The sequence below is a fragment of the Rheinheimera sp. genome (assembly GCF_037442345.1).
Taxonomy (GTDB): domain Bacteria; phylum Pseudomonadota; class Gammaproteobacteria; order Enterobacterales; family Alteromonadaceae; genus Pararheinheimera.
Genome location: NZ_JBBIQL010000016.1, coordinates 61,671 through 75,457 on the forward strand (window position 1 = coordinate 61,671; position 13,787 = coordinate 75,457).

13 protein-coding genes are annotated in these 13,787 nt (G+C 54.9%); 6 read left to right on the forward strand and 7 right to left on the reverse strand.

The genetic code is table 11. The annotated features are described in order from the left end of the window. Positions 1-37: 37 nt before the first annotated feature. Positions 38-244, reverse strand: a complete 207-nt coding sequence (locus WKJ04_RS11375; RefSeq protein ID WP_337880527.1) for a hypothetical protein — start codon at positions 242-244, stop codon at positions 38-40. A 20-nt stretch (positions 245-264) separates the two neighbouring features. Between WKJ04_RS11375 and WKJ04_RS11380 the strand changes: the two genes are divergently transcribed. From WKJ04_RS11380 to WKJ04_RS11390, 3 genes are all read left to right on the forward strand, one after another. Continuing rightward, entirely contained in the window at positions 265-690 is a 426-nt protein-coding gene (locus WKJ04_RS11380; protein WP_337880528.1) for a copper chaperone PCu(A)C, read from the forward strand. A 38-nt stretch (positions 691-728) separates the two neighbouring features. Next, positions 729-1,484, forward strand: a complete 756-nt coding sequence (locus WKJ04_RS11385) for a TIGR04219 family outer membrane beta-barrel protein (protein ID WP_337880529.1) — start codon at positions 729-731, stop codon at positions 1,482-1,484. Positions 1,485-1,575: 91 nt separating this feature from the next. Continuing rightward, on the forward strand, positions 1,576-3,711 hold the full coding sequence (locus WKJ04_RS11390; protein ID WP_337880530.1) for a response regulator: 2,136 nt from the start codon (positions 1,576-1,578) through the stop codon (positions 3,709-3,711). Between the two features lie 13 nt (positions 3,712-3,724). On the opposite strand, the gene WKJ04_RS11395 is transcribed toward WKJ04_RS11390, so the two are convergent. Continuing rightward, on the reverse strand, positions 3,725-4,636 hold the full coding sequence (locus tag WKJ04_RS11395) for a TIGR03899 family protein (protein ID WP_337880531.1): 912 nt from the start codon (positions 4,634-4,636) through the stop codon (positions 3,725-3,727). Positions 4,637-4,919: 283 nt separating this feature from the next. Here WKJ04_RS11395 and WKJ04_RS11400 point away from each other — a divergent pair, with 283 nt between their 5' ends. From WKJ04_RS11400 to WKJ04_RS11410, 3 genes are all read left to right on the forward strand, one after another. Next, the gene (locus WKJ04_RS11400) at positions 4,920-7,142 is read left to right on the forward strand and encodes an EAL domain-containing protein (RefSeq protein WP_337880532.1); all 2,223 of its coding nucleotides are present in this window, start codon (positions 4,920-4,922) and stop codon (positions 7,140-7,142) included. A 148-nt stretch (positions 7,143-7,290) separates the two neighbouring features. Further along, positions 7,291-9,366 carry a site-specific recombinase gene (locus WKJ04_RS11405; RefSeq protein WP_337880533.1) on the forward strand — a complete coding sequence of 692 codons (2,076 nt, stop codon included), beginning with the start codon at positions 7,291-7,293 and terminating at the stop codon, positions 9,364-9,366. A 45-nt stretch (positions 9,367-9,411) separates the two neighbouring features. Further along, on the forward strand, positions 9,412-9,828 hold the full coding sequence (locus WKJ04_RS11410) for an anti-virulence regulator CigR family protein (protein ID WP_337880534.1): 417 nt from the start codon (positions 9,412-9,414) through the stop codon (positions 9,826-9,828). Here WKJ04_RS11410 and WKJ04_RS11415 read toward each other — a convergent pair. The 5 genes from WKJ04_RS11415 to WKJ04_RS11435 are packed head-to-tail and all read right to left on the reverse strand — an operon-like array spanning position 9,825 to position 13,752. Next, the gene (locus tag WKJ04_RS11415; RefSeq protein WP_337880535.1) at positions 9,825-11,288 is read right to left on the reverse strand and encodes an NAD-dependent succinate-semialdehyde dehydrogenase; all 1,464 of its coding nucleotides are present in this window, start codon (positions 11,286-11,288) and stop codon (positions 9,825-9,827) included. The two genes, WKJ04_RS11410 and WKJ04_RS11415, sit on opposite strands and share 4 nt — an antisense overlap. A gap of 56 nt (positions 11,289-11,344) precedes the next feature. Further along, complete coding sequence (locus WKJ04_RS11420; RefSeq protein WP_337880536.1) at positions 11,345-12,565, reverse strand: sigma-70 family RNA polymerase sigma factor; 1,221 nt, start codon at positions 12,563-12,565, stop codon at positions 11,345-11,347. Continuing rightward, positions 12,562-12,969 (reverse strand): YciI family protein, encoded by a 408-nt coding sequence (locus tag WKJ04_RS11425; RefSeq protein ID WP_337880537.1) that lies wholly within the window; start codon positions 12,967-12,969, stop codon positions 12,562-12,564. Before WKJ04_RS11425 ends, WKJ04_RS11420 begins: the two co-directional genes overlap by 4 nt. Position 12,970: 1 nt before the next feature. Next, positions 12,971-13,315, reverse strand: coding sequence for a YciI family protein (locus tag WKJ04_RS11430; protein ID WP_337880538.1), 345 nt, complete (start codon positions 13,313-13,315; stop codon positions 12,971-12,973). After that, complete coding sequence (locus WKJ04_RS11435; RefSeq protein ID WP_337880539.1) at positions 13,312-13,752, reverse strand: nuclear transport factor 2 family protein; 441 nt, start codon at positions 13,750-13,752, stop codon at positions 13,312-13,314. The genes WKJ04_RS11430 and WKJ04_RS11435 overlap by 4 nt, the downstream gene beginning before the upstream one ends. Between the last annotated feature and the right edge of the window lie 35 nt (positions 13,753-13,787).

Consider the following 13,787-nt stretch of genomic DNA (forward strand, 5'->3'; position numbering starts at 1 on the left):
CCAAGTTTACGGATTTTTGCCAACAATGCAAAGGTTATTATTTAAACAAAATTTCAAATTTATAGCGGTTTGCCGGGTTGACAATCGCTAAAGGGCTGAAATTTCGACTTTCAAAAAGCAAGACCTCAGGAAAATCAGCCAGTGCTTTGACAGATAATTGTGTGGTTGTTGTTTTTTGCAGCAGGGGCCTGCTGGAAAAAGGCGTTGACGGCGCCGCTGCGGCTTCCGTTAGAATGTTCTGCATCCCCACTGATGGAGTCTGTGATGAACAAATTAAGCCTGATGGCGCTGCTTTCGTTGTTTTCTGCCGCTGCGTTCTCAGCCAGTGTTCAGCTGAGCGAGGTCAAAGTACGCGAGCTGTTGCCTGGCCGCAGTATGACGGCCGGTTATCTGACGTTGGAAAACACCGGAAAAACAGCGGTAGTGCTGACCGGTGTGACCAGCCCGGCTTTTGCCGAGATTGAGCTGCACGAGCATGTGCACCAGGACGGCATGATGAAAATGCAGCAACTGCAGCAGGTGGAGGTGCCAGCGGGCGGGACTGTAACCTTTCAGCCCGGCGGCCTGCATTTAATGCTGTTTAACGCCAAAACTGCACTGAAGGCCGGTGACAAAGTGGCACTGAGTTTTCAGTTCAGTGATGGCAGCAGCACGGAACACCAGGCGGATGTGGTTGCGCTGGCGCAATAACTCCCTGACGAATTGAATAAAAGAACAAGGATCTCACAATGAAATTTCCAATAAAGGCCTGGCTTTGCACTGCGGCGCTGATGTCTCCGTTGGTTTGGGCCGATACGGTGGCAGGTGTCTATTTGGGTGCAGATTATATGCAGGCGGATGTCAAAGGTGGCTTTGGTCAGCCAGGCGCTCAGCAGGATTTCAATTTTGCTGACAAGGATCTGGGCAGTTTTATGCTGAAAATTGAGCACCCGGTGCCACTGATGCCCAATATCCGTTTGCAATACAACAACCTGAAGTCGGGCGGCAGCACAGTGCTGAACCGCACTTTTGTGTTTGACGGCCAGCAGTTTGATGTGGCCAGCACTGTGATGCAGGACGCCGACCTGAGCAATATAGACGCCACCTTTTATTACGAGTTGCTCGACAACGAGCTGTTTGCTTTTGATCTGGGTGTGACCGCCAAGTACATCGACGGCGAACTGAGTGTGGTCAGCCTTCAAAATGGTCAGAGTGCCCGTCAGACTGTGTCGGCTGTAGTGCCTATGCTATACAGCTACGGCAGCTTTGGTTTGCTCGGCACAGGCGTGACTTTGTTTGCCGAAGCCAATTACGCCAGCTATGACGGCAGCTCGCTGTCGGATATCAAATACGGTTTGTCCTATGAGCTGGTGGATGTGCCGGCGTTCGATCTGCAGTTTCAGGCAGGCTTTAAACGCAGCAAGTTGCAGTTGGATGATGTGGATGACCTGGACGCCGACCTGACGTTTGACGGGGCTTTTGCCGGCGTTCAGCTGCATTTTTAAGCCTGGCTCTGGCTGAATGCAGAATTCCTGTTGTTCTGCATTCAGGTCCGCCCTATAGTGGCTGCTGAATTGATTCGGGCAGAATTTATTGATGAAACTCCGTGCTTTACTGCTGACCCTTTTATTTGCGCTGTTGCTGATTGGCCTGGCTGGGTTATTGAGCTGGCATAGCCAATGGCAGCAGCAGGAACGCAGCCGCAGTGAAGCCGAACAGCAATTGCTGACCAGCCTGGCCCTGATGGTGGAGCCTTTGCTGGTGAAAGGCGCGGCCGAACAAATCAAAGCCAACCTGCTGGCGTCCAGCTTTGCCAGTACCTTACCACTTAAATCCATTCTGGTGTTTGATGCCTCCGGCCAGTTGTTTGCTGCCAGTCAGGGCTACAGTGCGACTGTAGACTGGGCGATTTCAAAGAATATGACAGGGCGCCAGGCGCTGCCGGATGGCTCTGATTTGTTGTGGTCTGCAGTGCTGGTCAGTCCGGCCAGCATGGTGTTTTTTGCGCCTGATACCGCCAAAGCCGAAGGGGACGTTTTAGGGTATGTAGCACTGCAGATTGCACCTTTGCAGCTGCATGCCAGTTGGTATCATCAAAGCGCCTACTGGCTGGTGGCATTATTGCTGACTGCTGCCGCACTGGCGTTATGGGTTCGCAAATACCGGGTTGAACAGCACCGTATGATGATGGATCTGAACAGAGAACTGCACCTGTTGCTGCAGCGCCCTGCTCCGGCTGTGTCAGGGGACGCGCTGTGGACTGAACTGCAGAATGCGCTGACTGAACTGAACTGGACCCATCACAGCCTGAAAGGTCAGGTGGCTGAACGCCTGCTGCTGGCCGAACCGAGCAAAGAACAATTTGACCAACTGCAACAGCGCTGTGCCGCATTGTCGGCGCAGCTGACCCAATGTCAGCAGCAACAATTGCAGGCGCAGACTGTGCAGCAGCAATGGCAGCAGCAGCTGCGTCTGCTGTGGCCGCTGACGGAAACAGAGTTAAAAAAACAACTGGAATTCTGGCAAATGCAGTGGCAGCTGCGTTGCACCGACGCCGCGCCTGAACACTGGCAACCCGGGGTCTGGCTGCAGCAGGAAAACACTGAATGGCAGCAGTACCTTGGCCCGGCCGGTGTTGAGCTGGTGCTGGTGGAAGACCCGGCTTTGCATCAGAACGGATTTGAACTGGACCTGCAGGCGCTGACCTGGACCTGCCGCGCCATTATTCAACTGATTTGCAGCGGTATGCGTGACCAACCCCTGACCTGGCACTGTTATCTGCAGAATTTCCAGGACAGCAGTCTGTTGTTGCAATGGGACTTTGCCGGACGCAGCACAGCGTTGCAGTTTCTGTCGGCGCCGGACAATCAACAGGATTTGTTGCCAGCACAGTATCTGGTGCAGCAGCTGATCCGACAGGCTGGCTATAAGGTGCGTTTATCGTGCCTGGAGGAATTGGGCTGTTCGCTGGTGTTGGAAATTCCACTGCATAAAGTGTGGAGTCAGCCGTCTGCGGTGAAACAGGCGCTCGCTTATCTGGATGCACAACCTGCCCGCAGCGCCTTAATCAAACCTGCCTTGTCTGCGGTGGCTGAACAGGTGTTTCAGGTGCAGGGGCCGGCAGAATTGCTGCTGGAACGTAAGCTGCGTTTGCTGGACCTGGTGGTGCTGCAATTGCCTGACCAGCTGCAGAGCGACGAGTATCAGCAACTGTTGCAACAGCTGGATTGCCCTGTCATTGCTTTTGCCTCGCCGGAACAGCACAGCTGGTGGCGCTCGCAGTTAAGTTGCCCCGTGCTGAGCCGGCCTTTGCAGATCCTGCCAGTACTGCAGTTACCCAAACAACCCCAGCAACAACCCCGTATTTTGCTGGTGGATGATAATGAGACCAATCTGGCTTTTGTACAGGCCTTGCTGGCGCGCCAGGCGCTGAAGCTGGATACCGCGACTACAGGGCAACAAGCAGTGCAGCTGGCAAAAACCAATCATTATCAGATGATCCTGCTGGATATTCAGTTACCGGATATGCAGGGCACTGCCGTCGCCCAACAAATCCGGCAGCTCCCTCATCACCAGCACAGCCTGATCCTGGCGTTTACCGCCCATGCGCTGCCAGCGGAACGCGAAAGTTTTCTGGCCGCTGGCATGGACGATGTGGTGATAAAACCCCTGGACCTGCCGAAAATTGTTGACTTGCTGCAGCGCTGCAAAGCCGCAGCTCAGCTGGCCTGACTCAACCGCACTTTCATTCAATCAGCAGGACAGGGCTCAGCAGTTGTTTGAGTGTCTGCAGGTAAGCGCTGTTAGGCTGACTGCTCAGCAAGGGCAGCAGTTCAGTCCCCATCGGCGTAAACTTGTAGTACTGCAGCACCAGACCCGGCACTTTGGCTTTGACCTGCAGCTGTTGCTGGTGATACCAGAGGTTCAGTGGGGTGGCCGGGTCCAGAGCGCCACTTTCAATTTCACTGGGGTGTAATAAATTCAGTTCGGTCAGGCTCAGAATTTGCGGGTAGGTCAGGCCAAACTGGCTCAGGTTCAGCACAGCTTTGCTACGCCCTGTTAAAAATTGCCAGACCGAGGGGCTGCGCAGATAACCAAAATAAATATGGCCGCTGTCCTGCTGCCGCACCCTGCAGGTCAGGCTGGCGGCTCTTTGTAAGGCCAGTGCTTCTTTGTAACTCATCTGATGCAATAAAAATAAGGTGCGCAGCGAAAAACTGCCGGGCTGGGCTATTTCACCGGCCAGGATTTTGGCCCACAGCTGCTGCATCGTGGGGTTCGATATATTCAGCACCAGTTCGCAGTATTGCTGAAACCAGTCCGGGTCTACCTCTAAGCTGGCCACATGCTCAGGGCAATAATCCTGCGTCAGTCGCATCACCTGTTCCAGATTGGCCTGTTGCCGCTCTTTGTGCATACGTTCCCGCCGCTGTGCCCGTTGCAGCAGACTTAACTGCTGGTACCCGGTCTGGATGTCCAGTTCAGCGCCGGAGCGGCTGGCCAGCTGCTGGTGGCGCTGGCTGAATTCTGCAGGAGTGTTGGCGGCTGTTACCTGGCTCTGAGGTTTGCTCTGATCGGTCGCCAGCTCATGCCCCAGTTGCTGGCGGACCAGCCGTTGCAAACGCTCAAAACCCCGACCTGACTGAATGCGCTGCATCCGGTTTGACTCCACTGCGTTGCCGCTTGTTAGGGACCTTATCCGCGTTACCATAACACGCTCTTTTTGTCGTCATGATATTGAAATGTTAACTGCATGATTTAAGTGAACTTTAACAAAATGAATTGCTTTTTTTGCCTGAGGGTATAGTGTAAGCTGATTGGGTAAAAAAACTGCAAAGGATGCTGGGCGGGGCGGAATAAGCTAAGGTTTATCAGAGAAACCAACGCGTTTTCATAGCAGACCGGATTTCCCCCTGGACAGAGTAGTAAAAGGTCGGAACATGGTGTCAAAAGCGTCAGAGGAAGAGTTCCTGTTTCTGGCAGAAGAAGAGCAGGAAGCAGCGCCAGAGTCATTACACAGCGGAGAGTGGCACCTGCTGATTGTCGATGATGATGAAGAAATTCATACCGTTACCAAACTGGCTTTATCTGATTTGCTGGTTTTGGACCGCAAGCTGGTTTTTCATCACGTGTATTCCGGCAAAGAAGCGCTGGCCTTTCTTAAAAGCAATCCCAATATTGCCGTGATTCTGCTGGACGTTGTGATGGAGTCCGACAACGCCGGCCTGCAGGTGGTCCAGCAAATCCGTGAACAGTTGAAGCTGGATGAAGTGCGTATTGTGCTGCGCACCGGGCAGCCTGGTTATGCACCTGAAGAAAGTGTGATCAAAGAATACGATATCAATGATTACAAAACCAAAACTGAGCTGACCCGCAACAAGCTGGTGACCACCATCATTGCTTCTATCCGTTCTTACCAGCAAATCCGCACCATCAACCAAAACCGGCTTGGGTTACAGAAAATTATCAATGCCGGTGCCAACCTGTTGGAGCAACATTCGCTGCACGAGTTTTCCGAAGGGGTGGTCACCCAGATTTCATCGCTGATTGGCCTGCATGCGGAAGGTGTACTTTGCGCGCAGATTGAAGACGACGGCAGCGCCAGCGACACTATTTATGTGCTGGGTGCAGCAGGCAACTACGCGCCTTTTATCAAATGCCGGCTGGAGCGGCTGAATAACGAACGTATTATTCAGCAAATCACCCAGTGTCTGGAGCAGCGCCGGCATATTTTCACCGACAGGGACACAGTGCTGTATCTGGGAAATTCTGAACATGCGGCCGCTGTGTATCTGGAAACCAACAGACCGGTCGAGGATTTTGACCGTCAGCTGATTGAAGTGTTTTTAAGTAATATTTCCATTGGCTATGAAAATGTCACCCTGTTTCAACAGCTCAAGCACGCGGCTTATATCGACCCTCTGACGAAAACACCGAATCGCAATGAGTTTACTGTGTTGTTGCAGGACACCCGGCGGCTGGATCCTGAGCAGACAGTGGCGGTGCTGGTGGATATTGATCACTTCTCCGACGTCAACGATGGGCTGGGCCAGGAAATTGGCAATGAGCTGCTGGTGGCCGTGACTCACCGTCTGGTGGCGCAATTTGGCGAAATCGCCCAGATAGGCCGTATTGGTGCGGATGTGTTTGGTTTAATTGGTCCGCAGTCGGCACTGAATCCGGAAAGCCTGAACGGTATTTTTGAAATGCCGTTTCAGTGCTCTGAACATGCGTTGCAGGTGAATGCGACTTTTGGTTTTTGCCGTCTGAAAGACAGCGCCAAACAAGGCATCAGTATTCTGAAGCAGGTGTATATAGCGCTGAACAGAGCGAAGAAACATCTGGCGCAGAATTTCGAGTATTACGACGCGCAGATGGAAACCATGATGATGGAGCGGCTGGTGATGCTGCGCAGCCTGCGTTCTGATTTTCAGCGCAACAAACTGCAGCTGTGGTATCAGCCGCAGGTCTGTCTGAAAAGCAATGAAGTGATAGGTCTGGAAGCCCTGCTGCGCTGGCCTCAGGCTGAAGGTGGTTTTGTTTCTCCGGCCACTTTTATTCCATTGGCTGAGTACTCGGGCCTGATTATCGAAATCGGCGACTGGGTGCTGCAGCAAGCCTGTCAGATGTTGCAACAACTGACCCATGCCGGTCATACCGGGGTTCGTATTGCGGTCAATGTGTCGATGCCACAGTTCCGCCATCACCGTTTTGTGCAGTCGGTGATTGACTGCATTGAGCACTATCAGGTGGACCCGGCCCGGCTGGAACTGGAAATTACGGAGTCTGTGGTAATGGACGATCCGAAAGCTGTGATAGCGGCGCTGGAGCAGTTGAAAGCCTTTGGCGTGAAAGTGGCGATTGATGATTTTGGTATCGGCTTTTCGTCACTGAGTTACCTGCAGCAACTGCCGCTGGATCGGATTAAAATTGACCGGGCTTTTATTAAAGACTTTAAAGGCACCAATGGGTCTCTGATTGCCGAAACCATAGTGCATCTGGGACAAAAGCTGGGGCTGGCCACTATTGCTGAAGGCATTGAAACGGCAGAGCAACAGCAACTGATGGCTGCTATGGGTTGTGAAGAAGGGCAGGGCTTTTTGTATGCCCAGGCCATGCCCGCGACAGAATTGTTTCAATACCTGAAAACCACCCGCCACTAAAGCATTGCCGCAGACAGTCGGTTTCATCGGCTATCTGCGGCAGATCGTGGAACTCTGCTGTGCTTTTGCTCTCTTATCCGGCATGGTGCCCTATCAGAACGAACCTGTTTCTGCCCTTGCCGGTTCGACGCAGTGAAGAGGATTCTCTATGACAACATCAAGTGCCGTCAGTCTGCTGCGCAGTCTGGCCGGACAAACGGACGGCCAGTTGGTGGCAGGCCAGCTGGTGCATTGGCTGAGCGCACAGCATTTTGGTTTTGAACAGAAAAGCCGGGCCCACAAGTTCGCTGAGGCGATGACCGCTAACCCCAAACATGCGGCTTCCTTGGCTGCATTATTGTTTCAATGGATAGGCCAGATGCACCTGTACCCGGCGCTGGTCAGTCTGGGGATCTTTTCCCGTCGGGGGTTTTTCCGCGAAATGGCGGCGCGTTTCTATGAAAAAATCAACCCGGCACCGAAAGATTACGCCGATTTGAAAGATGTGCTGGTGCAGCTGTTTAAGTCGAGTGACCACGAAGACTGGCTGGAGCGGGGGGGAGCCGACGAGCTGATGCAGGTCCTGCTGGATCTCGCCTCCTATTGCCCGCCTGAGGTGATGCGCGCTCTGGAACTGCATTGCCGCGAAGAAACGCTGTACGCTCTGGAAATGCTGGGGATTTGGGTGGCGGCTGAAGAAATTGAACCGGATCTGATGCGGATGGACAAACGTCTGATCAGTATCGATTCTCCTTTTATTGCCTTGCACCGTGAAATGACACTGTTTGTCGAACAAGGCAAACGTCAGTTGGATGACCCGGAGCAGCCCTGTTATGACCTGGCGCATTTTGATGTGATGTTGCGCCAATGCCGCGATCAGGTGGAGCGGTTGCGCCGGCGGGGTGCTGGTGTCGGCAGTTCCGTGTCTGTGGCACATTTGTTGGAGCGGCTGGAACAGACCCTGGACCGGATTGAACTGCTGGTGGCGGTCTGGCGGGAGCCCGAGCCTGAACTTTGGCAGCAAAAGCTGTTTCTGGTCCTGCGAACTTTGGTGACAGCCGGCATTGAAAAAAACTCGGTGTCGGCCTTGTGGCGCAGCAGCAGTCAGATGTTATCCAAAAGCATCACGGTCAATAAAAGTAGCCATGGCGAGCATTACATTGCCCGCAGCAAGGCGCAGTTTTTTCATCTTGTCCGATCGGCTGCCGGGGCTGGTGTCATTATCGCGTTGATGGCGCTGCATAAGATCCTTATTGAAAGCCAGGGGTTGGCTCCTTTTGCCAATGCGCTGCTGGTCAGCCTGAATTACGCTTTGGGGTTTGTGCTTATTCATATGCTGGGTTTTACCGTGGCCACCAAACAACCGGCCATGACGGCGGCCAGTTTTGCCTCGCAGGTGGAACGGGGTGAAAACGGCCGGGCAGCACACAAGAAACTGGCAGGCTTGCTGATTGATGTGAACCGCTCACAGTGGGCGGCAGTCTGGGGCAATGTCACCATAGCTGTGTTGACGGCCAGCAGCATAGCAGCGCTGGTCTGGTGGTGGCAGGATGCTCCGTTACTGAGCGCCGGGCAGGTTGCTTATCAGCTCAAGGCGCTGTCCCCTTTGGCGGGGTCGTTGTTTTTTGCGGCCATTGCCGGGGTCTGGTTGTTTTGTTCGGGCCTGATTGCCGGTTTTTTTGAAAACAGGGCCAATTACCTGGATTTACGGGTCCGTTTGTATCAGCATCCGGGCCTGAAACAAATTTTGCCTGAGCGCTCACGTAAACGATTTGCTGCTTATATGCACCAGCATTATGGCGCTTTGGCGGGTAATTTCTTTTTCGGTATTTTGTTGGGTATGACAGGGTACCTGGGGTATCTGACCGGTTTGCCGCTGGATATCCGTCATGTGGCTTTTGCGTCGGCGAATCTGGGATACAGTGCCGTCAGTGGCGATTTATCGGTGCTGAGTTTTGTGTTTCATCTGTTGCTGGTATTGTTGATTGGTTTTGTCAATTTATGGGTCAGCTTTACGCTGGCGCTGGCGGTGGCGCTGCGGGCACGCGGCAGCCGTCTGAGCCGCATTCCCGCCTTGCTGAAGTCCGTGCTGGAACAGGCCAGGCAAAACCCACTGCAGCTGTTTTTCCCTGTGGTGCTGGCACAAAAAGCTGCACAGGACGCGGTGAAACCCCCTGCGGCAAACGCTGTGCAGCCGACAGCCGGCAGCACAGAAAATACCACAGAGTCAGGTCAGGTTCAGTAACAGGGGCTTATGCTCTCCTCTGAATCTGCACAGACGAGAAACTGCATGAATCACAGAATCAAACTCTGGACTCTGCTGATAGTCCCGATGCTGGGCGGTACTGCCGTCGCGGATCCGGCGTTGCCCGCTGGCCAGAGTAAAACCAAGGGACCAGCAGGTTCGCCGCATCAGGGGTACAGCCCGACTCTGGTTGGGGCAGGAATATCCGTCAATGAAGCCCGCCAGCTGGCGCTTGAATACCAGTTAACGGGTGAAAAACCTTTAGCTCCGGGGAGCCGCAACAAACTGCGTAAAGGCAAACCCTTACCGTCCGGCCTGCAACAGCGGGCGGCCCCAGTGGGGTTTCTGGACCGGTTGCCTGTTCACCCTGGCTATGAATGGCAATTGCTGGGCACGGATCTGGTGTTGGTTTCGGTGGCAACCCTGATTGTCGCTGACGTACTGACGGATGTATTCCGTTAGCTCAGACTGCCGATGCAGAGGTATTTGAGTTCGCAATAATCGTCAAGCCCATAGACGGAACCCTCCCGGCCCAGGCCTGATTCTTTGACACCGCCAAAAGGAGCGGCGGCGTTGGAGATCAGGCCTTCATTCACGCCTACCATACCCAGCTGCAAGGCTTTGGCTACCCGAAACACCCGGGCGACGGACTGGCTGTAAAAGTATCCGGCTAATCCGGTCGGGCTGGCATTGGCCAGTTCTATCGCTTCCTCTTCCTTATCAAACACCGTCAGTGCCAGCACAGGGCCAAAAATTTCGCTGTGGCTGATCGCCATTTCTGGCGTGACATCCGTCAGGATAGTCGGCTGAAAAAACAAAGGCCCTAAATCGGCGTCTATGGTACCGCCCAATAACAGCTCGGCACCATGCTCCAGCGCATCGTCCAGCAGGCGGTGAATTTTATCGACAGCGGCCTGGTTGATCAGCGGGCCCAACTGGCAGTTGGGGTCCAGCCCTGGCGCCAGCACCAGAGCTGCCGTGGCTTTGACCAGTTTAGCCAGAAAGTTTTCGTACACAGCGCTGTGCACCAACACCCGGTTGACACAGACACAGGTCTGGCCGGCGTTGCGGAATTTAGCCGCCATCAGGCCTGTCACTGCTGCATCCAGATCGGCATCGTCAAACACGATAAAAGGGGCATTGCCGCCCAGTTCCATCGAGACTTTTTTGACGGTGCCGGCGCATTGCGCCAGCAGCAATTTGCCCACTGCGGTGGAACCGGTAAAGCTGAATTTGGCAATGCGGTGATCCTCTGTCAGGTGCTGTCCTATCATGGCGGCTTCTGTGCCAGTCAGCACCTGAAACACCCCTGGCGGCAACCCTGCCCGTTGCGCCAGTTCGGCCAGTGCCAATGCAGACAAAGGGGTCAGCTCAGAAGGTTTGACGATAAAACTGCAGCCCGCAGCTAAGGCCGCTGCGGCTTTGCGCAAAATCATGGCATTCGGGAAGTTCCAGGGGGTGATGGCACCGACGACGCCAACAGGCTCTTTTAAGACCAGAATTTGTTGGCCTGGCTGCAGGGCAGGCAAAACAGCACCATTCATCCGCAGGGCCTCGTCGGCAAACCAGCTGACATAGGAGGCCCCATAAGCAATTTCCGCTTTGGCTTCGGCCAGAGCCTTGCCTTGTTCCAACGTCAGCAGCAGGGCCAGGTCCTGTTGATGTTGCAGCATCAGTGCCTGCCAGCGGCGCAGTACACCGGCGCGTTGAATAGCCGGGCTTTGGCTCCAGAGCGCAAAGGCCTGGGTTGCTGCACCAATGGCCTGCTGCACCTGAATGCTGCTGACCTGGGCCACCAAAGCCACCAGGCTGCCGTCGGCCGGGTTATGCACGGCAAAGTGGCCCGAGCTGGCCTGGGCAAACTGGCCTTGAATAAAGCTACTGTGTTTCAGCAGTGTCGGATCCTGCAGTTCGTGGGTCATCAGTGTCTGCCTGTGTTCTCTTAGTATGCAGAGTGTACTGTGCCGCGACTGCTTTGTCAGTGCGGTGACATCTGCTGCAACTGGCGTTGCAACAGACGGCGTTCCGGTTCCAGCTGACAAAGTTGCAGCGCCTGCTGCAAGGCGTCAGTCGCCAAAGACCACTGCTGCTGCTTTTTGTAGCAGTCTGCCAACGCAACATAATACAAATGGTACGCCGCCAGTTCCTGCTGCAGAGGGAGCAACAGAGTCAGTGCGGCGGCAGCACCATGCAGTTGGCCGAATGCCACAGCCCGGTTTAACGCGACGACGGCGCTGGGTTGCAAACGCAACAGCAGATCATAGAGACCAATGATCTGAGCCCAGTCGGTGTCTGCCGCTGTCGGGCTTTCGGCATGCACAGCCGCTATGGCCGCCTGCAGCGCATAAGGACCAACTCGGCCGGACTGCAACGCCTGTTCGGTCAACCGGATGCCTTGGGTGATCAGCCGTTGGTCCCACAGAGCCCGGTCTTGTTCAGCCAGCAGCACCACCTCGCCCTCTGGGTCCAGCCTGGCTTTGCTACGGCTCTGCTGCAGCCACATCAGCGCCAGCAAACCTTTGACTTCCGCATCAGGAAACAGCGGCAGCAGTTGCTCCGCCAGCCGGATCGCCTGCACTGTCAGCTCGCACGACAGCAGCTGTTCACCGCTGCTTTGGTGATAACCTTCGTTAAACAGCAGGTAGATCACTTTGAGCACTGCGTCCAGCCGTTCCGGCAGTTGCTGATCCGATGGCACCTGATAAGGAATAGCGGCATTTCGGATCTTTTGTTTGGCGCGCACTATGCGCTGGGCAATGGTAACCGGGCTTTGCAAAAAAGCCCGTGCCACCTGTTCAGTGGTTAAACCACAGATCTCCCGCAGTGTCAGTGCCAGCCTGGCTTCAATGGCCAGCGCCGGGTGGCAGCAGGTAAACACCAGCCGAAGCTCGTCGTCGGTCAGCCACGAACTGTCCGTGTCCTGGGGCTCGCTGGCCAGCTGTGGTAATTCGGCCATGCTCTGTTCATGCTGCTGGTGCCGCCATTTGTCGATGGCTTTAAAACGTCCGGCACTGACCAGCCAGGCGCGTGGATTGGTGGGCAAGCCATGTTCCGGCCACTGAGCCAGTGCGGCGATAAAGGCTTCGTGGCAGGCGTCTTCAGCCTGATCAAAATCACCCAACAGACGGATCAGCGTGGCCAGCACGGCCCGCTGATGCTGTTGATACAGTCGGGCTATTTCAGCGTGGGCCGGGGTCATTGTGCCTGCAGATCCGGGAAGTCGGCGGCAATTTGCTGAATGTCAGGCGGAAAATCTTCCAGTTCCTGCACCTGACGGATCTCAATGATCTCATTGGCTGACGCCGGGCAGCGGCAGGCCCAGTCAATGGCTTCCTGCCGGCTCCTGACGTTCAGCATCCAGTAACCGCCCAGCACTTCTTTGGTTTCGGTAAATGGGCCGTCTGTAACCACAGGGGTGCCGCTGGCAAAGCTGACGCGGGCGCCAACAGCGGGCGGATGCAGGCCGTTTAAATCCAGCAGTACGCCGGCTTCAGACAGCTGGCGGTTAAAGGCCATCATGGCGTCCACCTGCGCTGCGGTGGGCATGGCACCGGCTTCGGCGCTTTCATAACCTTTGGGGATCATCAGTAACATAAAACGCATGTTAAACCTCCAGTTGCCGGACAGGCCGGACTTCGACTGACCCCACCCGGGCGGCAGGAATACCAGCAGCCAGTGTGATGGCTTCATTGAGATCCCGCGCTTCGACCAGATAAAAACCGGCCAGCTGCTCTTTGGTTTCGGCAAAAGGACCGTCGGTCAGCAGCAGCTGGCCTTGCCGTACCCGCACCGTGGTGGCTGTGGTCACGCTTTGCAGTGCTTCGGCTGCCAGCATACGGCCACTGTGCTGCACCGACTGGGCATACGCCATGCATTCACTGTCCTTCGGGCTTTCCGGCAGGCTGTGCAGCAACTCTTCATTGCTGTAGACCAGACAGAGGTATTTCATACAGGCTCTCCTTGTTCGGGGCTCAGTTGGAACAGCACCTGAGTGGTTACCATATCAAATGGCACTGAAAAATGGTCGTGAATAATACGCCAGTTGTTCTGCTGCAGTTGCCAGCCCTGGCTCAGTCGCATCCAGCAGCCCTGGCTGTTGCCCTGCTCGTCGCTGCCGGCGCAATACACCAGTGCTGTCACCAGAGCCAGTTCGCCGCTGCTGTGCAGTTGTACCTGATGCAGGTCAAAGTGGCTGTGGCCGGGGCAAAATTCCATGCATTGCTGCCAGTGCACAAAGTAGTCACTGGCATTGAATTGCAACTGCTTTATTGCGTCAAACGCGCGGAACTCTGCAGGGTAAAAACTCTGTATTTGTGGCAAGTCCTGGCGTTTGACCGCTAAAGCCCAGGCTTGTTGTAACGCATAAACCGGATGGGTGGCCGACATCTTGGTGCTCCTGTTTCAGTGATGATTCAGAGCTT